The following is a 23,139-nucleotide window of genomic DNA, read 5'->3' as shown; positions in this document are numbered from 1 at the left end:
ATGACAGTGGCAAGAACTGTGCCGAATGGTGCGCTGCGCAACACGATTTGCCAAGTGAAATGATCCAATGCAGGCGCGGGGGCGTCGACAGGGCGTGCAAGCCGGCGCCGATTCGCTAGACTGTCGGGTATTACCTTTACACGCCTGAACGGGACGCACCATGAGCGCACGGCGGCTGATCGCGCTGATTTCGCAGAAAGGAGGCTCAGGCAAGACTACGGTCAGCCTGCAACTGGCGGCAGGCCTCGGCTTGCAGGGCTACCGGGTCGCGCTTGCCGACCTCGACCCACAGGAGAGCGCATCGCGCTGGGCGGAGCTTGCCCCGGCGGACGCGCCGATTGCGAGCGAGGTGCTGCAGCTCAAGGGCTCTGCTGTCGACATGGCCGAGGCCCTGCGTCCGGTGGCGAGGCGGGTCGATGTGGTCGTGATGGATTGCCCGCCGTCGATCGAACACCCACATACCATGAGTGCGCTGGAGCTATGTGATGTGGCCCTGGTGCCGGTGGTGCCAAGCCCGACCGATCTGTGGGCAACGCGCGGCATCGAACGCCTGATCCTCGATCGCCAGCGCAGCCGCCCTGCCCTCTGCGGCGTGCTGCTGCCCAACCGCGTCATGCGTACGGCGCTCGCCGGCGATGTGCTCGAGGTGTTGCAGGATTTCAAGCTGCCGGTGCTGGACGCGGCCTTGTCGCAGCGTAGTGCGTATGCCTTGAGTGCGGTGCGCGGTACCTCCGTCTATGGCTTGGGCCGTGCCGCAGCGGCGGCACAGGAAGAAGTCGATCGATTGGTCTCGGCCGTCGTCCGGCTGATCGAGGGGTGAGCATGACTGCAGCGACGACGCGTAAACGACGTGCGAGCGCCGGCCCGGCGAAGGTGCCGGTGCAGCCTGCGGCCAGCGAGGTGACCAGCGGGGTGGCCGGCGAGATGGACGACGGTATCGACACGCTGGGAGCGCAGGAGGCCGAGCGCAAGGATCGCCACGAGAAAGTGGAGCGCGACTCCTTTTCGATGCCGGCGAGCGAGCACCGCCGCATCAAGGCCTTGCGCGAGGCGCTGGGCAAGGCCGGCGTGCTGGTGAGCAAGTCGGAGATCCTGCGCGCGGGGCTCGCCCTGCTGGCCGAGCGCGACACCGCGGGTGTCGCGCAGGTGATCGCCGCGCTGCCCAAGGTCGCCAAGGGCAAGCGCAGCAAGAAGCACTGACCCTGCGCTCGGCGCCGCTCAGCGCTTTTTCTTGTTGGTCTTGCGTTTGGCGGTGGCTTCCTTGCGTCCGCCGGCCTTCTTGGCCGCGGTCTTCTTGCGCTTGGACTCATCCTTCTTCTTCTCTGCGGCCTTGGCCTTCTTGCCGGTGCCGAGCGGCGCCAGTGCGCGCAGCAGTGCCCTTACCGCGTCCGTACCCTGAGCGGCGAGGGCGCCGATCGCGGCGCGGACGAGCTCAGACTTGCCGGGCCGCTTGCCGCTGTCGGCCAGGTCTGCGCGCAGCACCTTGAGGCGCTTGCAGTCGTTCTCGCCGATCACGAAGGTTTCGCGTTGCGGCTTGTCGGCTGCGACCGGCTCAGCGGGCGCCTGCGCGCTGGCAGCCGGTGCTGCGGGGGGCTCTGCACCGGCCGCCGCATTGGCAACCGGCGTACTGTTGGCGGCGGTGGTGTCGGCAGTGCCGTTCTGAGCTCCCGCAGGTGCTGCGACCGGCTCCGGTGCAGCGGTGGAACTGGCTTCCTGCACGTCGGCTACAGGTGGCTGCGTGGTCGCGGCCGCTTCTGTCTGGGCCGGCTCGGGCAGGCGCTTCTCGAGCGCGGAGTCTTCATGCTGGAGGGCGGCACGCAATGCGTTCTGGGTCTTGGTGTTCATGTCGTCGGCTTTCCCTGTAAAGGTAATACTTTATTATTTTGTCTCGATCGACGCCACTCGGCAATGGGATGCATCCCTTTGCGTGGGGTTCGAGCGTGGCCTTGCAACGGGCGGGATGTTGCAGCGCCGCGTTGATGCTATCTTCCGCCCTTTGGACATGGGCACCGGGCAGGCCGCCGGTTGCCGCCATCGACATCTTCAGATCCCAGGAAGCGACCATGCTGCAGAAACTCCCCGCCTTCGCCGGCGTCAAGGGCCCCGTTGTCGTGATTGTCATGGATGGCTATGGCATCCCCAGGCACGATGTGGGCAGTGCGATCGACGCCGCGCGCAAGCCGACGCTCGACCGCCTGTTCGCCGAGTATCCGAACATCACCCTGCGTGCGCACGGTACGGCGGTCGGCATGCCGTCGGACGAGGACATGGGTAACTCCGAGGTGGGCCACAACGCCATTGGTGCCGGCCAAGTGTATTCCCAGGGCGCGGCGCTGGTCGCCAACGCGATCGCCAGCGGCGCGATCTGGGAGGGCAAGGCGTGGCAGGAGGTGGTGGCCGCAGCCAGGGCAGGCACTGCGGGCAAGGCGGGCGTGCTGCATTTCATCGGCCTGTTCTCGGATGGCAATGTGCACAGCCACATCGACCACCTGCGGGCGATGGTGGTGCAGGCCAAGGCCGATGGCGTGCGCACGGTGCGCATCCACGCCCTGCTCGACGGCCGCGACGTGCCCGAAACCAGCGCGCTGGACTACGTCGAACCCTTCGAGGCCTTCCTGGCCGGGATCAGCAGCGACGGCTTCGACGCCCGCATCGCCTCGGGCGGCGGCCGCCAGTACATCACCATGGACCGCTACGACGCCAACTGGCCGATGGTCGAGCGCGGCTGGCGGACCCACGTGCTGGGCGAAGGGCCGAAGTTCGCCAGTGCGGCCGAGGCGGTCAAGGCCTTGCGCGACAAGCACCCCGGCACCATCGACCAGGACCTGCCCGAGTTCGTCATCGCCGAATTCGACGGTGACGGTTGCGGTCAGCCGATCGGCACCATCGAGGATGGCGATGCCGTGGTCCTGTTCAATTTCCGTGGCGACCGCGCAATCGAGATCACGCGCGCATTCGTCGAGAACGACTTCGACGCCTTTGATCGCGTGCGCGTGCCCAAGGTGACCTACGCCGGCATGCTGCAGTACGACGGCGACCTGCAACTGCCCAAGCGTTTCCTGGTCGCCCCGCCGGCGATCACCGATACCTCCAGCGAGTGGTTCAGCAAGATGGGCCTGGCGCAGTTCGCGTGCTCGGAAACGCAGAAGTTCGGCCACGTCACCTATTTCTGGAACGGCAACCGCTCCGGGCGTTTCGATGGTGAGACCTGGGAGGAGGTGCCGAGCGACGTCGTACCCTTCGAGCAGCGGCCGTGGATGAAGGCGGCCGAGATCACCGATGCCATGATCGCTGCGCTCCAGTCCGGCAAGTATGCGGTGATGCGCTGCAATTACGCTAATGGCGACATGGTCGGCCACACGGGCAATTTCCGCGCCGCGACGATGTCGATCGAGGCGGTCGACCTGGCGCTGGCGCGCCTGCTGCCGGCGATCGACGCTGCCGGCGGGGTGGCGCTGATCACCGCCGACCACGGCAACGCCGACGAGATGTTCGAGCTCGACAAGAAGACCAAGGAGCCGGCGCGCAACGCCGATGGCAGCTACAAGGCCAAGACCGCGCACACCCTCAACCCGGTGCCGCTGATCCTGTACGACAACGTCAGCGGCGGCAGGCTGGGCCTGAAGCAGGCCGATGGCGCCGGTCTGTCGAACATCGCCGCCACCGTGGCCAACCTGCTTGGGCTGGACAAGCACCCGAAGTGGGACGACAGCCTGCTCGTGGTGAAGTGAGCGCCCGGGCGGTGTGCGCTGTGCGCCCCTGAGCGAGGCGCACAGCGCATCGGATCCGGTCGCAGCGCATGGGGCGGCGGGGCAAGCCCTGCCCCATGCGCGTCAGGCGGATCAGAACGCGTTGAACGGGTAGTCGATGAAGACCCGCACTTCGCGGCCGCTGACGTTGTAGTCGGCGGCATCGCTCGACACGCGCAGCGCCGAGGTGCGCAGGCGGATGTTCAGGTCCTTGGCGGCGCCGTTCTGCACGGTGTACGAGATCTGGTTGAAGAACTCGTGCTCCTTGCCGCGGGTGGTGACGTCGGTGTCGATGTCGCTGCCACGCACGTAGGCGACGCGGTACTTGAGGCCGGGCATGCCGTACTGGCCGAAATCGACCGCGTAGGCGAGTTGCCAGGATTTTTCGTCCTTGCCGTTGAAGTCCGACCAGTAGGAGTTCGCCAGCCAGATCGAGGCCCCGCCGTTACCGGTGCCGCCGGCCTTCTGGTACCAGCCGTAGTCGAAGCCGACGTCGCCGCTGCTGCGCTGGTAGGCGAGCGTGAAGGCGTGCGGGCCGGTCTCGTAGGTTGCGGCCAGGCTCCAAATGCGGTTCTTGTCGCCGGACACGTCGTACTTGGTGCGATAGCCGTTGAGGTCGAAGCTCAGCGTGTTGCTGGCGATCGGCAGCGCGTAGTTCAGGTTCACGTACTGGCGCTTGAAGCTGTTGTCGCGCACCACGTTGTCGACGTCGGAGAAATACAGCGCCGCGCTCAGCGCGTCGTTGAACTGGTAGCTGCCACCGATCACGTCGATGCCTTTCAGCCCACCGCTGTCGCGGCCTTCATCGCTCTTGCGCGACTGCGCATGGAAGCGGCCGGCGACCAGTTCGAGGCCGTCGATCTCGCTCGAGGTGAGCAGGGTGCCGGTGTAGCTCTCCGGCAGAAGGCGCGAGTCGTCGTGGTTCAGCACCGGCAGCGAGGGGCGCAGGTCGCCGTAGGCCAGCACGGTGTTGGACACACGCAGCTTGAGCGACGCACCGCCCTTGGCCAGGTCGCTTGCGGGCTTGCCCGTGCTGTCTTCCTGCTTGAAGAAGTCGATGCCACCCGCGCCGGCGCGGCGGCGGGTGCTGTCCAGGCGCAGGCCGTAGGCCGCGAAGGCGTCCACGCCCACGCCCACGGTGCCCTGGGTGAAACCCGACTCGAAGTTGGCGATCACGCCCTGCCCCCATTCGCGCTTGTCCTGGTTGCCGTCGCGGTAGTCGCGGTTGATGAAGGCGTTGCGCAGCAGCACGTTGAGCGTGCTGTCTTCCACGAAACCCTTGGCATCGGCTTGCCCGGCGGCGAAAGCGGGGGTCGCGCTCGCCAGTCCGAGGGCGATGAATGCTGCCCAGTGTCTTGCCATTGTTGTTTTCCTCGAGGCTGGATGTGTCCGATGGACGGCCCGTTGCTGCGTGGTGCACCCGGACCGGGGCGCGGATTGTCCCATTAACTTGGCCCGGGTGCAGCCGGGTTCATCAGTCGTCGTTCGGGCAGAAGGCAGCACTCGCGATGGGGAGACTGCGCTCGATTGTCGAGTATTTTTACAGTCGGGTTTGCCAGAGCCCCCGGTTATTTTGTCAAGCACATGAATATTAAAGAAAAATTAAATCTGGCCTGGTTGATGCTTGACTTTGATCGGGTACTCGGATAACGGAGATCGTCATGGGCACGCGCAAAACCACCAAGCCACACCTGATCGCGCTGGCAATCGCCGGCTTCTCGGTCGGGATGATGTCCGCGCCGCTTGCGGAGGCAGCTATCGTCACGCAATGGGAGGTGACGGTTGATGCAAAGTTCGATGCGAGTTCCATCGTCTGGCGCTTCGGTGATGCCGGGACGACGGTTACCGACCATCAGCTGCGCTGGGGCGACCCAAGCCCTTCCACAGGGCCGCAGAGCGGTGTCGATATTACCAACAGTCCGGCTGTCACCTCTGTGGACACCAACGGTGCCGCCGTGGGCAACATCTTCCTGTCGCACTTGAACAACCCGATCGTGGCCGGTAGCCCGCGCCCGGAGCGCTTCGCAATCGCGTCGACGCTGACCTTGACGCCCCTGGTGCCTGCAGGGCCGGGATTGCCGTCGGTGACGCAGACCTTCAATGTCTACTTCGAGGAAACGCCCAATGGCGCCAACCCCTGTGCAGACGGTGGGGCGAACGGCGTCGGGGTCAACCTGAACGGCTGCGGCGACATCTTCGTGCTCGACCGTGACGCGCTGAACTTCATGTTCACTTATGACACCGGCGACGGCATCGATCAGCAGTACTTCATCAGCTTCTTCGAGCTGACGAGCGGTCTCAATCCGCTGCCGCAGACGGCCTGTGACTATGTGTTCAACGCTCAGAGCTTGCCCACCGGCAGTCCGTGCCTGGGCTTCGTGACGCCGGAGGATGCGACGACGCGGGTCCAGTTCGCAGCGATGATCACGACCGCGCCGGTGCAGATCCCCGAACCGGGCTCTCTGGCCTTGGCCGGGCTCAGCCTCAGCCTGCTTGGCTTGTTGCGTCGCCGGTGGGTTTAAGGGGTTTGGCTTGAGCCGTGTCTTGTCAGGGGATGAGGGCTTGCGCAGGTTCTGAACTGGCGCTCTGCGCCGTGTGACGCGGGGGCTCCCGGGCCGACAAGCGAATCGGGGGGCAATCATGCCCCCCGATTCGTTACGTCAGAACGACGCCGACACCGACAACCAGAGCCGGCGTGGTTCGTAGATGTTGTTGTAGATGTTGCTGTACGTTTGGCCGCCGACCGTGGTGCAGGCCGCGTTGCCGCAGAAGTCGTAGGGCCCTTTGTACTTGTTGAAGTCCTTGTCGAGCAGGTTGTAGACCACTGCGTTCAGTTTCACGTTGGGCGTGAGCGCATAGGCACCACCGAGGTTGAAGACGGTGAAGCCCTCGAAGTCGCCGAGGAAGCTCTTGTCGACCGGCTGTGCGTTGCCGCCCTGGTGAGGCTCATGGAAGTTTGCCGGACGGAAGCGCTTGCTGCGGTGTTCGGCGGCGAGGAAGGCGTTGAGCTTGGGCGTAGCCTGCCAGTCCAGTTTCGCATTCAGGCTGTGGCGCGGTACTCCGAACAGGGGGTCGCCCTTGTTGATGCCGAACACATTCGAGGTGGTGACCTCGCTGTCGATGAAGGTGTAGTTGCCCGACAGGGTCAGCGCCTGGGTCAACAGCCAGCGCGCGCTGAACTCGACCCCCTGGATGCGCGCTTCGCCCACGTTGGCGGTGACGTTCGCGCCGGCACCCGTGGGGCGCTCGATCTTGTTTTTCAGGTCGGTGTGGAACACCGTCATCTGGGCCGTAAGCGGGCCGGCATCGTAGAGCGCTGCGAGCTCGTAGTTGGTGCTCTTTTCCGGCTGCAGGTTGGGGTTGCCGAACAGCGGGTCCTGGCCCTGGTTGCCATATCCGACGATGCCATCGTGCAACTGTTCGAGGAAGGGAGCACGGTAGCCACGCCCCACGCCGCCCTTGAGCGTCCAGCTGTCGTTCGCCTTCCAGGTGAGGTAGGCCCGCGGTGTGGTCTGGCCACCAAACACGTCGTGGCGGTCGTGGCGCAGGCCGAGCGTAAGTGCGAGGTCGTCACGCAGGGACCATTCGTCCTCGGCGAAGATGCCCCATTGGGTGTTCTTGAACGTTGTCTGGGGAATGCCGTCGGTCAGGCGGGCGTCCATGTACTGGGCGCCGACGGACAGCAGATGATTGCCCAGGCCGGTGACGAGTTTGGTGTCGAAGACGGTGGTTTCGGACTCCAGCGTGCGCGGCGTGTTGCGCCGGCCCGAGGCGGCCGATGCAGCGGCGTTCGGAATCCGGCGGCCGGTGGTCTCGGTGGTGTTGCGGGTGATGGAGGTCTCGATGAGGCCGATGTCGAGTCGGCCCGTATGCCCCAGGTAAAGCTGTTCGCGGTTGAATCCGAGCTTCGGCGCATATCCGTCGCCAGGGCGGATGCTACCCATCTGGCCACGGTCGTTGTTGAGGGATTGACGGGTGACGTCGAATCCGAAGTAGAGCTCGTGTGCGCTGTTCGGGCTGAGGATCAGCTTGCCGCCGGCTGTGTTGACCGTGGCACGCACCGGGTTCTGGCCCATGGTGCGCTGACGGTCGGATGAGGTGTCCTGCCCCGGGAAGCGGATATCCGAGGCCTCACGCTCGAACTTGCGGCCGTATAGCTGCATCGACAGCATGTCGGCCTTGAGCGGGCCGGACAGGTAAGCCTCCAGTCCGTACTTGTCACCGAAGGCAGAGTCGCCCTGCAGCGTGGCGTCGACACTGACACTGCCAGCCCAGTCGTTGCCCGGCTTGCGGGTGATGATATTGACCACGCCGCCGAGGGCGTCGGCACCGTAGAGCGTGGACATCGGGCCGCGGATCACTTCGATTCGTTCGATCGCTGCGACCGGCGGGAAGAAGACGCTGGCCGAGTCAACAAAGGCGTTCGGTGCGACCGTGCCGGGGACGTTCTGGCGCCGGCCATCGATCAGGATGAGGGTGTATTCGGCGGGCAGTCCGCGCAGGCTGATGCTGCGATTCCCGGTCTTGTTGCTGCGCGCATCCAGGCCATCGACGTCGACGCCCTCGATCCCGCGCAGGGCGTCGGCAAGGTTCGTGATCTGACGCTGTTCGAGTTCGGCCCGCGTCACGACAGTGATGCTCGCGGGCGCATCCTTGATGTCCTGCTCATAGCCGCCCGCCGTGACGACCATGGTGTCCAGGCGGGTGGCTTCGTTGGCGTGGGCCGGTGCAAGACCGGCAGCGAGCGTCAAGGGGATGAGGCTGGCGAGCAGCCGATGCGGGGGGCGAGGGCTGCGGCGAGGGGCGCGCATGGACATTGGGAAGACTCCGAGGCTTGGCTGAAAAGCTGTTGAGGCCTTGGCTGGCTTCCCGGTTGATGTGGCACTTGGGTGCGACGATCGGGTGGCTGGCTACCGACGTGTATGTTGCGGAGTATAACAATGAGAATGGTTGGCATTACTGGTGTTTATGGGGCGCGTTGCATTCCTGCAACTACATGCATGCCAGGCATGAGGCGGTATGGCCACTCCCGGTGTTCGTCAGCGTTCAGTCGCCGTGCCCACGCGCGCAGCTGCCCGCCTCGCGACCGAGCATTGCCAGCTTGCGCTCGCTGCCCCAGCGGTATTCGCCCGTTTCGCCGCTGTCGCGGATGACGCGATGGCAGGGGATCAGGTAGCCGATGGTGTTGGCCGCCAGCGCCGTGCCGACTGCGCGTGCGGCGCGTGGCATGCCGATTTCGTGTGCGAGCTGCCCGTAGGACAGGATGTGGCCGGGTTCGATGCGGATGAGCGCTTCCCAGACCTTGATCTGGAAGTTCGTGCCGCGCAGCACCACATGCACGCGGCCGCGGCTTGGCGCTTGTGGGAAGATCTCGTGCATCAGGCGCCTGGCGGCCTCGTCGTCTCGGTGCAGGCTGGCGGCTGGCCATTGGGCCCGCAGTCCGGCAAGCAGGGCTGCGTCGTCGGTCGTGCGGAAGGCGAAGTGGCATACGCCGCGTGGTGTCCACGCCACCAGCGCGGCGCCGAAGGGCGTAGGGGCGATGCCGTGGCCGATGTCGATGCCGCGTGCGGCGGTCTTGATCTCGCCCGGAGTCATGGCCTCGCAGCTCACCATCAGGTCGTGCAGCCGGCTCGGACTGCCCAGCCCGGCCTCGGCGCTGACGGACAGGATGTCCAGCGCTTGGCGCAGGCGTGTGCGTGCGTATTCCTTGGTGAGGTGCTGCAGGAAGCGTTTGGGCGAGATGCCTGCCCATTCGGTGAACACGCGTTGCAGGTGCGCGGGGCTGAGATGTACGGCGGCGGCGACTTCGTCCAGCCCGGGCTGATCGCTGACGCGGGCGCGGAGGTAGGCGATCGCCCGCGCCACGGTGTCGTAATGGCGTGCGTGGTGGTCGAGTGCATCCATGGTGTCCTCCCGGTGGGTGGCTGCCAGGCGCGCAGCGCGCCTGGCCCGGCTGGCCCCGAGTATGGCGACGCGCCTGGCAGGTGCAACCCGATTCTTGCGGAGCGGACACCGGCAGGCCGGGAGCGTGTGCGGCGCTCAGGCCCCCCACAGCGCCTCGCCACCCGCATCGCGATAGCTGAGATAGGCGCGCAGGTCGAACTCGTGCTGGTGGTAGTCGGGCTCCATGTGCTGGCAGAGCTGGTAGAAGGCCTTGTCGTGCTCGCGCACGCGCAGGTGGGCCAGCTCATGGACCACGATCATGCGCAGGAAGGCCTCCGGCGTGGCGCGGAACAGCGTGGCGACGCGGATCTCGCGCTTGGCCTGCAGGCGTGCACCCTGCACGCGCGAGATGGCGGTGTGGGTGCCGAGCGCGCCGTGGATGACGTGCAGGCTGTTGTCGAAGCGCACCTTGCCGAGCGGTGGCGCGCTGCGCAGGTGCTCGGCCTTGAGCGCCTGCACGTAGTCGTAGAGCGCATTGTCCGAGCGCACGGTGTGGGCGTCGGGGTAGCGCTTGCGCATGGCGTCGGCGAAGCGCCCCTGCTCGATCAGGGCCGTCACCTGATGCACGAGTGCGGGCGGGTAGCCGGCGAGGTAGGCGGGTGCGCGGCGGTTGTGATGAGTGGCCATGGGGGATGGGCGGGTGGATCGATCCCGTGTCACGGGCAGACTCAGAACGGTACCGGACTTTCGAACTGCAGTGGTACCCGGGTGCGCGGATGGATGAAGGCGATGCGGGTGGCGTGCAGGTGCATGCGCACGAAGCGTGCGACGCTGGCGGGCGGCGCGTAGAGCGGATCGCCCAGGATGGGGTGGCCGAGGGCGAGCAGATGGACGCGCAACTGGTGGGCGCGGCCGGTCACTGGCTTGAGCGCCACGCGCGTGCATGCCTCGGCGCCCTCCCCCATGCGTGCCAGCACCCGGTAGCGGGTAAGCGCGCGCCGGCCGTGCAGGTGGTCGACGATCTGGCGCGGACGGTTGGCGGCGTCCTCGCCGAGCGGTAGGTCGATCTCGCCCTCATCCAGTGCGAGGTGCCCGTGCACCACCCCCACGTACTGCTTGCCCACGGTACGTTGCTCGAAGGCGAGGCTCATCCGGCGCAGCATTTCCAGCCCGCGTGCAAACAGCACCAGCCCCGAGGTGGGGGCGTCCAGGCGATGCACGATCAGCGCGTCCGCGTGAAGTGCCTGGATGCGGGCGGCCAGGCAGTCCTGGCGGTCCGCGCCACGGGCGGGGACGGAGAGCAGGCCGGCAGGTTTGTCGACGACGAGGAGGTCATCGTCGAGGTGGAGGACGGTGGGCATGGCGACCGGGCTCATCGCAGGACGGGGGATTGCATGGTGAAGCAGGCGACCCGGCGCGGAAAGCGCGCGGCTGGCGCTCCTCCCATGGGCGAGGCACGCCGCGGCCTGCTGTAGGAGCGGCGCAAGCCGCGAGCCTTCCGAAGGCGTTCGCGCACTTCTCCTTCAAACTCATGATCACTCTCATGCGATAGTCCCGGGGAGCGCTCCAGGACGGCTGCGCGATGATCCGAAACCGGTGGCGTGATCAACTACATGCGATAGTGCGCTTTGTCACACAGCCAGATTCTCTGGCCACAGGAAGTAGGGGCCGAACTTCTGGCTGATGCGGAACTCGCCACCCGCTGCCTTGCCTTCTGCGGTTATGTAGGTCTTGCCGTCACGTAGCTCCAGCAGGCCGCGGGCGACCAGGCGCTCGGTCAGCTCAGGTGTCTTCAGGTTAAGCGCCTTGGCGAGCTTGGAGGTGGTCAGCTTGCTGGTGCTTGCGGACGTGTCGCCCGTGGTCTCTGCTGCAGCCGGAAGCCGAGGCGGGTGGGCATTTCGAGTGTCTTGAAGACGTCCTGAAGTACTGCGATGTGGCGCTCGTTCTGCTCGAGCGGTGATGGGATGCCGCGCGGCTTGCCCGCAAACCAGATCGAGAATTCGCCTTGCTCGTTGATCGACACGCCTTCGCTGAAGTGCTTGGTCTCGAGCACATAGACTTCGAGCAGGCGGTTGAGAATGAGATGGTCAATCTGGGCGACGCGGCCGTTGTGCTCGATGCGCAGGTCGTGGATGACGATGCGGTTCTTGCTCGCGCCGCTGTAGAAATCGATGTCGTAGGCGGATTCGCGCTCGCCCTTGATGCCGGCGCGGAGAATCTTCAACTCGCGTTCTATCTGTTGCCGGGTCGCTTCTGGAACGCCTGGGGCAGCGAGGTAGGTTTCCAGCGCGGTGAGCTGAGAGTCCTTGGGGTCGGCTTCTTTCAGGATCATGATCGAGTCGAACGTCGCCGTCCTCTAATGCGAGAATGACGAGGGGGTCCAGTTGGGCTAAATGGGAATGCTAAGCGCTTGAGCCGAAAGCCGCCGTGACGGGGGTCGCATTCATGGGGCGAATCAGACGCAGGTTGCTCCGGCGCTCGAGATGGCGATGGACTACTTGCCCGCACTGACGACGAAGTGCACCCCCGCCTGCGGTGTCGGCCCCACCTCGATCACCCTGATCGGCGCAAGGCTCTGCGCATCGAGGACATGCACGGCATTGCTCGCCGGCGCCACGACCACTACGCGACGGCCGTCGGGCGACACCGCCAGGCCGTCGGTGGGCTGATCGCCGATGTGGCGCATTGCGAGCCGCTTGCCGCTGCGAGTGTCGAGCGCGACAACCATGGTGGGCTTGGTTGCGCTTCCCCGGCCCAGCGCGTCGTTCCGGGGCGCGTAAAGAATGTGCGCGTCCGGGGAAAGGGCGACCGGCCAGTGGGCCGAGGAGGTTGCGCCGGCGAAGCCGCCGTGGGTCGGGTTGTAATCGGCCCGGCCGACACGACGAACGGTGAAGGCGGACAGGTCGGCCACGTCGAAGTGGAAGGCGAGCATGGCGAGCAGGCTGTCGTCCCGGGCGAGGTCGAAGTTACCGTATATCAGCCCGGGCAGTTCGCCGATGACCTCGAGTTTCTCTGCATCCAGGATCATCATGCCGTTGCGGTTCGCATCCGGAACGAACAGTCGCCGGTCGTCGGCAGACAGTCTGCCGACCGCATCGAAGATGTGCAGGCTCGGTCCGAACAGGGCCTGGAACTCCGGTGAGATCCCGAGCTGGAAGCCGAACATGTCCGCCTTGCCGCTGTCGACGTCGAAGCGCAGGATGGTGCCCTCCCTGCCGATCACGAACAGCGTGTCACCCCGGCCCGACAGGATCACCGAGCCGATGGTGTAGCGCGACAGTACCGAGACAATCTGCCCTTCGGTCGGGTCGGACAGGCCGGCGGTGCTCAGCTTGGCCTCGTAAGCCGTGCGCAGCAGATCGCGAAAGAGCCACTGGCCGATTACTGTCTGCGTGCGGGTGTCGATCAGCTCGACTGCCGTGCGTTCACGCGTCACCACGGCCACCCGCGTTCCGTCCCGGCTTGCTGTGGTCCCCAGCGGCAGAGGCCCGACTGGGATGCGCGCTACGGTTTCGCCGCTGTCGATGTCGAGCGCGAGTACCGCTGCTGCATTGCGCAGCGCCACGTAGGCGAGGGGCCGCGTCGGTTCGCTTGCAGGGCCTGCTTCAGCGGTTCGCGCCGTGTCCGCTTGGGCGCTGCCGATGCTCAGCAGGGCCATTACGACCAGCGCCAGCGTTCGGGCCGCCGTTTCCCATGGCCTAGGCTGGATGCGGCTGCATGTGCGTCGCGAGAACGATTGAAGCTGGGTTCCAATAGACGGCGTCATCGCTATTCCCTCCCGGTTGCCCGCGGCAGGCGGCAGTGCGACATGCGCCATGCCGCCTCGCCAACGTCATGGTATGGAATCAGGATAGTTCATCCTGCCGCAAACGGGCGTCTGGCGCCGACGAGCTGGCGCTCCCTCAGCCACGCTAGCCCGGCGAGCGCTTTCTCGGTGGCCGGTGTGGGGGCGAACTGGGCCTCGTCGGTGTCGGGCTTGTAGTACTTGCACCGCCAGCCTCTATTGGCCGCGGCCCAGTCGCTTAGGTAGTCGATCGTCGGCTTGGGACGGGCGCTACTTGCCGATGCTGATCTTGACGATCGTTTCCCAATAGCTGACCGGGCCGAAGAAGGCCTCGGTCGCCGGATTGCGGATCAGCTCACGTGCAGTGCCCGACATGTAGCTTGAAATCACACATCAATATTCTGCGCATACAGCGCATTACCCTCGATGAACGCCCTCCGCGGCTCCACGTTATCCCCCATCAGCGTGGTGAAGATCTCGTCGGCGGCGATGGCGTCGTCGATCTGCACGCGCAGCAGGCGGCGCACGGCGGGGTCCATGGTGGTTTCCCACAGCTGCTCGGGGTTCATCTCGCCCAGGCCCTTGTAGCGCTGCTTGCTGATGCCGCGCTCGACGTCGGCGAGCATCCACTTGATGGCGTCGGCGAAGCGGCTGACGGTCTGGCGCTTTTCGCCGCGGCGGATCTCGGCGCCGGGGCCGATGAGGCCGCTGATGGCTTCGGCGGCGTTGCGGATGGCGCGGTAGTCGCCGGAGACCAGGAAGTCGTGCTCGACCCAGCCGAATTTGCGGTTGCCGTGGTGCAGGCGCTCGATGGTGAGACGCCAGGCTTCGGATTCGTCGTGGTACTCGGCGTAGATCTGCAGGCCTTCGGGCAGGTGGGGCTGGATGCGTTCGGCCGAGGCGCGGGCGGCGGCCTCGTCGTCGAGGCTGACCTCGATGTCGTGCGCCAGCATGACCTGCAGCACTTCGGGGTCGATGTAGCTGGCCAGGCGGCGGGTGACGGCTTCGGCGAGCAGGTAGGTGCGTGCCAGGCCACCGAGGGCCTCGTCGCCGATGGCTTCCGCACCTTCACGCGGTACGAGCACCGCGCCGTCGAGGGCGAGGCGCAGCAGGTGGTTCGACAGCTCGTTGTCGTCCTTGATGTACATCTCGCTCTTGCCGTGCTTGATCTTGTACAGCGGCGGCTGGGCGATGTAGATGTGGCCGCGCTCGACCAGCTCGGGCATCTGGCGGTAGAAGAAGGTGAGCAGCAGGGTGCGGATGTGGGCGCCGTCGACGTCGGCGTCGGTCATCAGGATGATGCGGTGGTAGCGCAGCTTCTCGGGCTTGTAGTCGTCCTTGCCGATGCTGGTGCCGAGCGCGGTGATCAGGGTGGCGATCTCCTGGCTCTGCAGCAGCTTGTCGAAGCGCGCCTTTTCGACGTTGAGGATCTTGCCCTTGAGCGGCAGGATGGCCTGGAACTTGCGATCGCGGCCTTGCTTGGCCGAACCGCCTGCGGAGTCGCCCTCGACGAGGTAGAGCTCGCACAGCGCGGGGTCCTTCTCCTGGCAATCGGCGAGCTTGCCGGGCAGGCCGACGCCGTCGAGCACGCCCTTGCGGCGCGTCATCTCGCGCGCCTTGCGGGCGGCGTCGCGCGCGCGCGCGGCCTCGACGATCTTGTTGCAGATGGTCTTGGCGTCGATCGGGTTTTCGAGCAGGAAGTCGCCGAGCTTGCTGGCGACGACTTCTTCCACCGCCGGGCGGGCTTCCGACGACACCAGCTTCATCTTGGTCTGGCTGGCGAACTTGGGGTCGGGCATCTTGACCGACAGCACGCAGGCCAGGCCTTCGCGCATGTCGTCACCGGTGATGTCGACCTTGGCCTTCTTGGCGATCTCGTTTTCTTCGATGTACTTGTTGATGACGCGCGTCATCGCCGCGCGCAGGCCGGTGAGGTGGGTGCCGCCGTCGGCCTGCGGGATGTTGTTGGTGTAGCACAGCACCTGTTCCTGGTAGCTGTCGTTCCACTGCATGGCGACTTCGACCGAGAGTTCGGCTTCGTGGCCCTGGCCGGTGGGGATGCGGGTGGTGCCGGTGGCGTAGAAGACGTTGGGGTGCAGCACCGTCTTGGCGCGGTTGATGTACTCGACGAAGCCCTTCACGCCGCCGGCGAAGGCGAAGTCCTCTTCCTTGCCGGTGCGCTGGTCGATGAGGCGGATCTTGACGCCGTTGTTGAGGAAGGAGAGCTCGCGCAGGCGCTTGGCGAGGATGTCGTAGTGGTACTCGACGGTGCCGAAGATCTCGTCGTCGGCGAGGTAGTGCACCTTGGTGCCGCGCTTGGTGGTCTCGCCGATGACGCGCGCCGGGCTGACCTCGACGCCGTCGACGAGCTCGATGACGCGGTTCTGCGGCTTGCCGCGCTCGAATTCGAGCAGGTGCCGCTTGCCGTCGCGCGCCACGGTGACGTGCATCCACTTCGACAGCGCGTTGACGCAGGACACGCCCACGCCGTGCAGGCCGCCGGACACCTTGTAGCTGTTCTGGTTGAACTTGCCGCCGGCGTGCAGCACGCACATGACGATCTCGGCCGCGCTGCGCTTGGGTTCGTGCTTGTCGTCCATCTTGACGCCGACCGGGATGCCGCGGCCGTTGTCGGTGACCGAGATCGAGTTGTCGGCGTGGATGGTGATGACGATGTCGTCGCAGTGGCCGGCCAGGGCCTCGTCGATGGAGTTGTCGACGACTTCGAACACCATGTGGTGCAGGCCGGTGCCGTCGGAGGTGTCGCCGATGTACATGCCGGGGCGCTTGCGCACGGCCTCCAGCCCTTCGAGCTGCTGGATGCTGGATTCGTCGTAGTCGTTGCCCGCTTGCGGGGCCGGCATGTTTTGCGGTTCGGACATGGTCATCTCGGTGATTCGTAAAGAACGGGGTGCTGCGGTGGAGCGTGGCGCAAGGTGTTGCGGGTGCCTGTAGGGGCGGCGCGGGCTGCGAGCTTGCTGCGGTGGTCCGTGGGTTGTCTGGGCCTGGCGCACAAAGGCTCGCGGCTGGCGCCGCTCCTACAAGGGGGTCAGATGCGCATCGGCATTACGACGTACTTGAACTTGTCGTTGCCCGGGAGGGTGATCAGGGCGCTGGAGTTGCCGTCGTTGAAGCGCCAGTCCACGGTCTCGGACGAGAGGTTGTTGAGCACGTCGAGCAGGTAGGTGACGTTGAAGCCGATGTCGAGCTTGTCACCCTGGTAGTCGATCTCGAGTTCGTCCATGGCCTCTTCCTGCTCGGCGTTGGTGGAGACGATCTTGAGGATGCCGTCTTCGAGCACCATGCGCACGCCGCGGAACTTCTCGTTGGTGAGGATGGCTGCACGCTGCAGGGCGCCGAGCAGGGGCTGGCGGGCGAAGCTGATGAGCTTGGGGTGGGCCTGCGGGATGACGCGCTCGTAGTCGGGGAACTTGCCGTCGATGAGCTTGGTGACGAGTTCGATGGGGCCGAAGCGGAAGACGGCCTGGTTGCCGGCGAGCACGATTTCGAGCGGGTCGTCGTTGTCGGCGAGCTGGCGGGCGAGTTCGAGCACGGTCTTGCGCGGCAGGATGGCTTCGTAGCGCTGCGCGTGTTCAGAACCGAGCGGCGCGTCGAGGTCGGACGCGGCGTAGGCGAGACGGTGGCCGTCGGTGGCAACCATGCGTAGTTCGCCGCCGTCGGCAATGATGAGCAGGCCGTTGAGGTAGTAGCGGATGTCCTGCTGCGCCATGGCGTACGAGACCTGGGCGAGCTGGCGCTTGAAGGCGCGCTGGCTGATCGACAGGCGCGCGGTGGCGTCGGTGGGCGGGTTGAGGCTGGGGTAGTCGGCGGCGGGCAGGGTCTGCAGCTGGAAGCGGCTGCGCCCGGCCTTTACCGTGAGGCGTTTGTCGTCGAGCGTGAGGCTGATCTCGGCCGAGTCGGGCAGGGCGCGCAGGATGTCCTGCAGCTTGCGTGCGCCGACGGTGATGGCGGCGTCTTCGCCGCCGATGTGGCCGCCGGTGGTGGTGCGGATCTGGATCTCGATGTCGGTGGCGAGCATGGTGAGCTGGTCGCCATGCTTCTCGATCAGCACGTTGGACAGGATCGGCAGCGTGTGGCGCTTTTCGACGATGCCGGCAACCGACTGCAGCGGGGCCAGGAGCGCATCGCGGGTGGTGGTGAGCAGGAGCATGGCGTCAGATCAGGTCGTTGGGTTGATCGGAGGTGTCGGGTGTGTGCTCAGCCCCGCAGGACCTGGGTGAGCACGTGAACGTCGTGGTTGAGCTGAGCGTCGCCGAGGCGAAGCTCGGTGATGGTGCGGCAGGCGTGCAGCACGGTGGTGTGGTCGCGGCCGCCGAAGGCTTCGCCGATGGCCGGCAGCGACATCGGCGTGAGCTCCTTGGCCAGCCACATCGCCACCTGGCGCGGGCGTGCGATCACGCGCGTGCGCTTCTTGGAGTGCATGTCGGCGACCTTGATCTTGTAGTAGTCGGCGACGGTCTTCTGGATGTGCTCGATCGACAACTGACGGTTGTGCGCGTGCAGCAGGTCCTTGAGCGCCTCCTTGGCGACCTCCAGGCCGATCTGGCGGCCGTGGAAGCGGGCGTAGGCGACCACCTTGTTGAGTGCGCCCTCGAGCTCGCGCACGTTCGAGCGCAGGTTCTTGGCGATCAGGAAGGCGACGTCGTCGTCGACCAGCACGCGCAGCGCCTCGGCCTTTTTCTTGAGGATGGCGACGCGCATCTCCAGCTCGGGCGGCTCGATCTGCACGGTCAGACCCCAGTCGAAGCGGGAAATGAGGCGGTCTTCCAGGCCCTGGATGTCCTTGGGGTAGGTGTCGCAGGTGATGACGATCTGCTTGCGCGCTTCGGTGAGGGCGTTGAAGGCGTGGAAGAACTCTTCCTGAGTCCGGTTCTTGTTGTTGAAGAACTGGATGTCGTCGATGATCAGCATGTCGAGCGAGCGGTAGTAGCGCTTGAAGGCGTCGAAGCTCTTCTGCTGATAGGCGCGCACCACGTCGGCGTAGTAGTCCTCGACGTGCACGTAGCGGATGACCGCGCGCGGGTTGTGACGGAACACCGCGTTGCCGATGGCGTGTACGAGGTGGGTCTTGCCGAGGCCGACGCCGCCGTAAACAAACAGCGGGTTGTAGGACGTGCCCGGGTTCTGCGACACCTGCATGGCGGCGGCGCGGGCGAGGTCGTTGGCGCGGCCGGTGACCAGGGTGTCGAAGGTGAAGTCCGGGTTGAGCCGGGTCTTGTCGTAGGCCAGTTCGAGGCCGCTGGCGGGCTCGGTGTCGCGGGTGCCGGTCGCGTTCGCGACGCTGCGGCGGCGCACGGCCGTTGCGGTGTCGGACGCCGTATTGTCGATGGGCGCCGGTTCGGCTGCTGGCGTGCTTGCCGTGGTGTCCGCGCTGGCCTGGCTAGCGCCGGCCGGAGGCGTTGCGACGCTGGGTGCGGGGCTTGTCGACGGGCTGCGCTTGGCCGGGGCGCTGCCTGCCGGCGGGAGCTGGAGTTCGATCTGGACCGGGACCCCCGCATGCTCTTCGCCCAGCTCTTGGATGCGGCGCAGGTAGCGCTCGCGCACCCACTGAAGCACGAAGCGGTTGGGCGCAATCAGCGTCCATGCGCTGCCGTCACCAAGTTCGGCCCGCAGGGTCTTGATCCAGGTGTTGAATTGCTGCTGGGGCAGCTCCTGTTCAAGGCGCAACAGGCAGAAGGACCAGAGATCTTGAGTCACGGAGGCGCGATGGGTAATGGCGAGCTTGCAGTTGAAGACGAAAATACCGGTACCGTACCGCGGGTTTGCGGTGCCGGAAGGCGGCGTGGGCGGGGTGTCGTGCCAGCTTGCGCTCTTGCGGCGGCATTGTTGGGGCCGGGTGCTGAGGCTACCCGGAGGCACGCGAAGAGCTGTATTCTAAACCCGCAAGAGCGACTTATCCACAGGCTGGGTCAAAAATTCTTATTGACAAACATGGGATTATCCATTTAACTCTCGCGTTTGACCTAACACTGGCAGTCCGATCATGAAACGCACTTATCAGCCCTCCGTCGTCCGTCGCAAGCGCACCCACGGCTTCCTGGTCCGCATGAAGACCCGTGGCGGCCGTGCGGTCATCCGCGCACGTCGTGCCAAGGGCCGTCATCGCCTCGCCGTCTGAGGTGACGTTGCCCACGGGCGCTGACCAGGGTTTCCGCAGCGCTCACAGATTGCACAAAACGGATGAGTATTCATCCGTTTTTGCTTTTCGGCGGGCGTTGCGCGGCCGCTTCTATATGCTCCACTACCGGCCCAACGAGCTCGACACGGCCCGCCTCGGCGTGGTGGTCGCCAAGAAGCTGGCCAAGCGTGCGAATGTGCGCAACCTGGTCAAGCGTATTGCGCGCGAAACCTTCAGGCGTCATCGTGAAGGTCTGCCTGCGACGGATCTCGTCGTCAGGCTGCATGCGCCGGTGGCCAAGGCCACCCGTGCGGAACTGAACCTTGACCTGCTCGCTCTGCTGCAAAGGCTGCCCCGGCAATGAAGACCCTGATGATCGCCCTGCTGCGCTTCTACCGCTACGCGATCAGCCCGATGCTGGGGCGCAATTGCCGTTTTCATCCCACTTGTTCCGAGTACGCGATCGAGGCGATCCAGCGTCACGGCGCGCTGCGCGGCGGCTGGCTGGCCGCACGGCGGGTGGGACGCTGTCACCCCTTCAATCCGGGCGGGTATGATCCCGTTCCCTGACCTGAGACAGACCGATTCCGATGGATCAACGCCGCCTACTCCTCTTCCTGGTTTTCTCCTTCGCCCTCGTCATGCTGTGGGATGGCTGGATCAAGCATAACCAGCCCGCACCCACGGTGCAGCAGGCCGCCGCAGGCGTGGCCGCGCCGACGGACGGTTCGGTGCCGACGCCCTCGGCAAACCTCGGTGTCGGGCAGGCGGCTGTGCCTGGCGAGCAGCAGGCTACGGCTGCCGCGGCGGCGGTTGCCCGCACGGTGGTCGAGACCGACTTGCTGCGTGCGCAGGTCTCCGCGCAGGGTGGTGCCATCGTTCGCCTCGAGCTCAAGCAGCATCGCGCGAGCGCGAAGAGCGAAGACAGCTTCGTGCTGCTCGACGATGGCTCGCGCCACCAGTACGCAGCGCAGGCAGGCCTGATCGGTGACGGCCTGCCCAACCATCGCACGATGTTCGAGCTGCCTGCGAGCGAACTGGTGCTCAAGGATGGCGAAGACCGCGTCGAGCTGCGACTGCGCGCGCCCGAGCAGAACGGCGTGCAGGTCACCAAGGTGATGACCTTCCATCGCGGCAGCTACCTGATCGATGTGGCCTACGAGATCGTCAACGAGAGTGGCCAGCCGATCTCGCCGCATGCGTATTTCCAGCTCACCCGCGACGGCAATCCGGCCGAGCAGGTCGAGGCCTTTGGTGTGCATACCTTCACCGGGCCGGCTTTCTACACCGACCTCGGCAAGTTCCAGAAGGTGGACTTCGACGACATCGCCAGCGGCAAGGCCAAGTTGCCGGCGGCCACTGCCGATGGCTGGGTGGCGATGGTGCAGCATTACTTCGTCAGCGCCTGGTTGCCCGAGCAGGGTGTGCAGCGCGAGTACTTCGCGCGTTCGATCGGTGGTGGTCTGTACTCGGCGGGCCTCATCGTACCGGTGGCCAGCATCGAGCCGGGCGCCACGGCGACGATCGGTTCGCGTCTGTATTCCGGGCCGCAGGAGCAGGACAAGCTCGAGAGCATCGCCCCCGGGCTCGACCTGGTGGTGGACTACGGCTGGCTGACGGTGATCGCGGCGCCGCTGTTCTGGGTGCTGTCGTGGTTCCATAGCCTGACCGGCAACTGGGGCTGGGCGATCATCCTGGTCACGGTGGCGATCAAGCTGGTGTTCTTCCCGCTGTCGGCAGCGAGCTACAAGTCGATGGCGAAGATGCGCGTGCTCGGTCCGCGCCTGCAGCGCATGAAGGAGCTGTACGGCAACGACAAGGCCAAGATGCAGCAGGAGATGATGAATCTCTACCGCACCGAGAAGATCAACCCGCTTGGCGGTTGCCTGCCGATCCTGGTTCAGATCCCGGTGTTCATCGCGCTCTACTGGGTGTTGCTGGGCAGCGTCGAGATGCGGCACGCACCCTGGCTGGGCTGGATCACCGATCTGTCGTCGAAGGATCCGTACTTCATCCTGCCGATCATCATGGGCGCGTCCATGCTGGTCCAGATGAAGCTCAACCCGACGCCGCCGGACCCGATCCAGGCTAAGGTGATGATGGCGATGCCGATCATCTTCACCTTCATGTTCATGTGGTTCCCGTCCGGCCTGGTGCTGTACTGGGTTGTGAACAACCTGTTGTCGATCGCCCAGCAGTGGCAGATCACGCGGATGATCGAGAGTGGAAAGGCAGCCGCCAAGAGCGCCTGACACCATCGCCGCGGTCGCGACGGCGCCGGGCTGCGGTGGCATCGGCGTCGTTCGTGTCTCGGGCTCCGGCCTGCTGGGGTTTGCGCAGGCCTTGTGCGGTCGCCAGCCGCAACCCCGGCTGGCGCAGTTTTCCCGCTTTGTCGATGGCGAAGGTCGGCCGATCGACGAGGGTATCCTGCTCTACTTCCCCGCTCCGGCCTCGTTCACTGGCGAGGACGTCCTCGAACTGCAGGGCCATGGTGGCCCGGTGGTCATGCAGCTGCTGCTTGAGCGCTGCCTGGGGCTGGGCGCACGTCTTGCCGAGCCGGGGGAGTTCACCCGCAGGGCCTTCCTCAACGGCAAGCTGGACCTCGCCCAAGCGGAGGGGGTGGCGGACCTGATCGAGGCGTCGACTGCGGCGGCGGCGCGTTCTGCGGTCCGCTCGCTGTCCGGGCGCTTCTCGGAAGAAGTGCATCGTATCGTCGATCGTCTGGTCGATCTGCGCATGCTGGTCGAGGCGACGCTGGATTTTCCCGAGGAAGAGATCGAGTTTCTCGAGCGTGCGCGCGCAATGCCGCGGCTCGAGGGTATTCGTGGCGAGCTCGAAGCGCTGCTCGATCGTGCGGGGCAGGGCGCATTGCTGCGCAGCGGGCTGAATGTCGTGCTCGTCGGTGCACCGAACGTCGGCAAGTCGAGCCTGCTGAACCAGCTCGCGGGTGAGGAGCGTGCGATTGTCACCGACATCGCCGGCACGACCCGTGATGCGCTGCGCGAGACCATTCAGATTGAGGGTATCCCGCTCCACGTCATCGACACTGCAGGCTTGCGTGACACGGCCGATACGGTCGAGCGTCTGGGCATCGAGCGTACCTGGCGGGAGATCGAGCGTGCGGACGTGATCGTGCGTCTTGTCGATGCCAGCGTGTCGGCGACTGGAGACGATGAGCTCGCTGGCCGCTTGCCTGGCGGGGTTGAGCGCATCACGGTGGTCAACAAGATCGACCTGGTGTCGGCGGCTGCTGGCCGTGAAGAGCAGGCGGGGCAGGTCACGGTCCGCGTTTCGGCGCGAACGGGCGAGGGCGTCGATCTGCTGCGCGCCGAGTTGCTTCGGGTCGCGGGCTGGCACGCGCATGGAGAGGATGTCGTGCTCGCGCGCGAGCGGCACCTCCAGGCCTTGCGCATGGCGCTCGGGCACGTGTGCGCGGCGGGTGAGCAGCTCGCAGCGCTCGAGTTGTTTGCGGAAGAGCTGCGCCTTGCGCAGGAACGCCTGGGCGAGATCACGGGCGAGTTCGGCGCAGATGATCTGCTGGGCGAGATCTTCTCGCGCTTCTGTATCGGCAAGTAGGGTTCCCC

21 protein-coding genes are annotated in these 23,139 nt (G+C 65.7%); 9 read left to right on the top strand and 12 right to left on the bottom strand.

Annotated elements, in window-relative coordinates:
* The first annotated feature begins 160 nt into the window (after window positions 1-160).
* Both parA and P7F68_RS10980 read left to right on the top strand, forming a co-directional pair.
* On the top strand, window positions 161-820 hold the full coding sequence (gene parA, locus P7F68_RS10985) for a ParA family partition ATPase (protein ID WP_002926237.1): 660 nt from the start codon (window positions 161-163) through the stop codon (window positions 818-820).
* Window positions 821-822: 2 nt separating this feature from the next.
* On the top strand, window positions 823-1,200 hold the full coding sequence (locus tag P7F68_RS10980) for a hypothetical protein (RefSeq protein ID WP_002926235.1): 378 nt from the start codon (window positions 823-825) through the stop codon (window positions 1,198-1,200).
* An 18-nt stretch (window positions 1,201-1,218) separates the two neighbouring features.
* On the opposite strand, the gene P7F68_RS10975 is transcribed toward P7F68_RS10980, so the two are convergent.
* Entirely contained in the window at window positions 1,219-1,845 is a 627-nt protein-coding gene (locus P7F68_RS10975) for a hypothetical protein (protein ID WP_277833108.1), read from the bottom strand.
* Window positions 1,846-2,063: 218 nt separating this feature from the next.
* Between P7F68_RS10975 and gpmI the strand changes: the two genes are divergently transcribed.
* Window positions 2,064-3,731 carry a 2,3-bisphosphoglycerate-independent phosphoglycerate mutase gene (gene gpmI, locus P7F68_RS10970; protein ID WP_002926231.1) on the top strand — a complete coding sequence of 556 codons (1,668 nt, stop codon included), beginning with the start codon at window positions 2,064-2,066 and terminating at the stop codon, window positions 3,729-3,731.
* A gap of 111 nt (window positions 3,732-3,842) precedes the next feature.
* On the opposite strand, the gene P7F68_RS10965 is transcribed toward gpmI, so the two are convergent.
* A complete protein-coding gene (locus P7F68_RS10965; protein WP_002936101.1) occupies window positions 3,843-5,111 on the bottom strand; it encodes an OprD family porin in 1,269 nt (422 codons plus the stop codon).
* Between the two features lie 299 nt (window positions 5,112-5,410).
* Between P7F68_RS10965 and P7F68_RS10960 the strand changes: the two genes are divergently transcribed.
* On the top strand, window positions 5,411-6,271 hold the full coding sequence (locus P7F68_RS10960; protein ID WP_002936099.1) for a THxN family PEP-CTERM protein: 861 nt from the start codon (window positions 5,411-5,413) through the stop codon (window positions 6,269-6,271).
* Between the two features lie 138 nt (window positions 6,272-6,409).
* On the opposite strand, the gene P7F68_RS10955 is transcribed toward P7F68_RS10960, so the two are convergent.
* The 10 genes from P7F68_RS10955 to dnaA form a co-directional block, all read right to left on the bottom strand.
* The gene (locus P7F68_RS10955; RefSeq protein WP_002936098.1) at window positions 6,410-8,566 is read right to left on the bottom strand and encodes a TonB-dependent receptor domain-containing protein; all 2,157 of its coding nucleotides are present in this window, start codon (window positions 8,564-8,566) and stop codon (window positions 6,410-6,412) included.
* A gap of 229 nt (window positions 8,567-8,795) precedes the next feature.
* On the bottom strand, window positions 8,796-9,653 hold the full coding sequence (locus P7F68_RS10950) for a methylated-DNA--[protein]-cysteine S-methyltransferase (RefSeq protein ID WP_002936091.1): 858 nt from the start codon (window positions 9,651-9,653) through the stop codon (window positions 8,796-8,798).
* A gap of 135 nt (window positions 9,654-9,788) precedes the next feature.
* Window positions 9,789-10,319, bottom strand: a complete 531-nt coding sequence (locus P7F68_RS10945) for a M48 metallopeptidase family protein (protein WP_277833101.1) — start codon at window positions 10,317-10,319, stop codon at window positions 9,789-9,791.
* Between the two features lie 41 nt (window positions 10,320-10,360).
* Window positions 10,361-10,993 (bottom strand): RluA family pseudouridine synthase, encoded by a 633-nt coding sequence (locus P7F68_RS10940; protein WP_277833099.1) that lies wholly within the window; start codon window positions 10,991-10,993, stop codon window positions 10,361-10,363.
* 464 nt (window positions 10,994-11,457) lie between these two features.
* Window positions 11,458-11,964: a nuclease-related domain-containing protein gene (locus tag P7F68_RS10935; RefSeq protein WP_277833081.1), complete on the bottom strand. Its 507-nt coding sequence runs from the start codon at window positions 11,962-11,964 to the stop codon at window positions 11,458-11,460.
* A 162-nt stretch (window positions 11,965-12,126) separates the two neighbouring features.
* Entirely contained in the window at window positions 12,127-13,290 is a 1,164-nt protein-coding gene (locus P7F68_RS10930; RefSeq protein ID WP_277833080.1) for a beta-propeller fold lactonase family protein, read from the bottom strand.
* A 197-nt stretch (window positions 13,291-13,487) separates the two neighbouring features.
* Window positions 13,488-13,667, bottom strand: a complete 180-nt coding sequence (locus P7F68_RS10925; RefSeq protein ID WP_232433225.1) for a DUF3375 family protein — start codon at window positions 13,665-13,667, stop codon at window positions 13,488-13,490.
* Window positions 13,668-13,802: 135 nt separating this feature from the next.
* Window positions 13,803-16,298, bottom strand: coding sequence for a DNA topoisomerase (ATP-hydrolyzing) subunit B (gene gyrB, locus P7F68_RS10920; RefSeq protein WP_002926188.1), 2,496 nt, complete (start codon window positions 16,296-16,298; stop codon window positions 13,803-13,805).
* A 167-nt stretch (window positions 16,299-16,465) separates the two neighbouring features.
* Window positions 16,466-17,587 carry a DNA polymerase III subunit beta gene (gene dnaN, locus P7F68_RS10915; protein WP_002936065.1) on the bottom strand — a complete coding sequence of 374 codons (1,122 nt, stop codon included), beginning with the start codon at window positions 17,585-17,587 and terminating at the stop codon, window positions 16,466-16,468.
* A 47-nt stretch (window positions 17,588-17,634) separates the two neighbouring features.
* Window positions 17,635-19,134 carry a chromosomal replication initiator protein DnaA gene (dnaA, locus tag P7F68_RS10910; protein WP_277833075.1) on the bottom strand — a complete coding sequence of 500 codons (1,500 nt, stop codon included), beginning with the start codon at window positions 19,132-19,134 and terminating at the stop codon, window positions 17,635-17,637.
* 286 nt (window positions 19,135-19,420) lie between these two features.
* Here dnaA and rpmH point away from each other — a divergent pair, with 286 nt between their 5' ends.
* The 5 genes from rpmH to mnmE are packed head-to-tail and all read left to right on the top strand — an operon-like array spanning window position 19,421 to window position 23,131.
* Entirely contained in the window at window positions 19,421-19,555 is a 135-nt protein-coding gene (gene rpmH, locus P7F68_RS10905; RefSeq protein WP_002926183.1) for a 50S ribosomal protein L34, read from the top strand.
* Window positions 19,494-19,919, top strand: a complete 426-nt coding sequence (gene rnpA, locus P7F68_RS10900; protein ID WP_422126330.1) for a ribonuclease P protein component — start codon at window positions 19,494-19,496, stop codon at window positions 19,917-19,919. Before rpmH ends, rnpA begins: the two co-directional genes overlap by 62 nt.
* A complete protein-coding gene (gene yidD, locus P7F68_RS10895) occupies window positions 19,916-20,125 on the top strand; it encodes a membrane protein insertion efficiency factor YidD (RefSeq protein WP_002926168.1) in 210 nt (69 codons plus the stop codon). Before rnpA ends, yidD begins: the two co-directional genes overlap by 4 nt.
* 20 nt (window positions 20,126-20,145) lie before the next feature.
* Window positions 20,146-21,807, top strand: a complete 1,662-nt coding sequence (gene yidC, locus P7F68_RS10890; protein WP_277833069.1) for a membrane protein insertase YidC — start codon at window positions 20,146-20,148, stop codon at window positions 21,805-21,807.
* Complete coding sequence (gene mnmE / locus P7F68_RS10885; RefSeq protein ID WP_277833067.1) at window positions 21,779-23,131, top strand: tRNA uridine-5-carboxymethylaminomethyl(34) synthesis GTPase MnmE; 1,353 nt, start codon at window positions 21,779-21,781, stop codon at window positions 23,129-23,131. Before yidC ends, mnmE begins: the two co-directional genes overlap by 29 nt.
* The last annotated feature ends 8 nt before the right edge of the window (window positions 23,132-23,139 follow it).

This window comes from Thauera mechernichensis (assembly GCF_029588855.1).
In the GTDB taxonomy this organism is placed as follows: domain Bacteria; phylum Pseudomonadota; class Gammaproteobacteria; order Burkholderiales; family Rhodocyclaceae; genus Thauera; species Thauera mechernichensis.
This window is presented reverse-complemented; position numbering and strand designations above follow the sequence as displayed.

Coding starts and splice junctions, on each gene's coding strand:
- P7F68_RS10935 (WP_277833081.1), bottom strand. CDS start 11,964: ATGATCCTGAAAGAAGCCGACCCCAAGGACTCTCAGCTCACCGCGCTG.
- P7F68_RS10950 (WP_002936091.1), bottom strand. CDS start 9,653: ATGGATGCACTCGACCACCACGCACGCCATTACGACACCGTGGCGCGG.
- P7F68_RS10930 (WP_277833080.1), bottom strand. CDS start 13,290: ATGGCCCTGCTGAGCATCGGCAGCGCCCAAGCGGACACGGCGCGAACC.
- P7F68_RS10940 (WP_277833099.1), bottom strand. CDS start 10,993: ATGCCCACCGTCCTCCACCTCGACGATGACCTCCTCGTCGTCGACAAA.
- rpmH (WP_002926183.1), top strand. CDS start 19,421: ATGAAACGCACTTATCAGCCCTCCGTCGTCCGTCGCAAGCGCACCCAC.
- gyrB (WP_002926188.1), bottom strand. CDS start 16,298: ATGTCCGAACCGCAAAACATGCCGGCCCCGCAAGCGGGCAACGACTAC.
- P7F68_RS10965 (WP_002936101.1), bottom strand. CDS start 5,111: ATGGCAAGACACTGGGCAGCATTCATCGCCCTCGGACTGGCGAGCGCG.
- gpmI (WP_002926231.1), top strand. CDS start 2,064: ATGCTGCAGAAACTCCCCGCCTTCGCCGGCGTCAAGGGCCCCGTTGTC.
- yidD (WP_002926168.1), top strand. CDS start 19,916: ATGAAGACCCTGATGATCGCCCTGCTGCGCTTCTACCGCTACGCGATC.
- P7F68_RS10955 (WP_002936098.1), bottom strand. CDS start 8,566: ATGTCCATGCGCGCCCCTCGCCGCAGCCCTCGCCCCCCGCATCGGCTG.
- yidC (WP_277833069.1), top strand. CDS start 20,146: ATGGATCAACGCCGCCTACTCCTCTTCCTGGTTTTCTCCTTCGCCCTC.
- P7F68_RS10960 (WP_002936099.1), top strand. CDS start 5,411: ATGGGCACGCGCAAAACCACCAAGCCACACCTGATCGCGCTGGCAATC.
- parA (WP_002926237.1), top strand. CDS start 161: ATGAGCGCACGGCGGCTGATCGCGCTGATTTCGCAGAAAGGAGGCTCA.
- P7F68_RS10945 (WP_277833101.1), bottom strand. CDS start 10,319: ATGGCCACTCATCACAACCGCCGCGCACCCGCCTACCTCGCCGGCTAC.
- dnaN (WP_002936065.1), bottom strand. CDS start 17,587: ATGCTCCTGCTCACCACCACCCGCGATGCGCTCCTGGCCCCGCTGCAG.
- P7F68_RS10975 (WP_277833108.1), bottom strand. CDS start 1,845: ATGAACACCAAGACCCAGAACGCATTGCGTGCCGCCCTCCAGCATGAA.
- P7F68_RS10980 (WP_002926235.1), top strand. CDS start 823: ATGACTGCAGCGACGACGCGTAAACGACGTGCGAGCGCCGGCCCGGCG.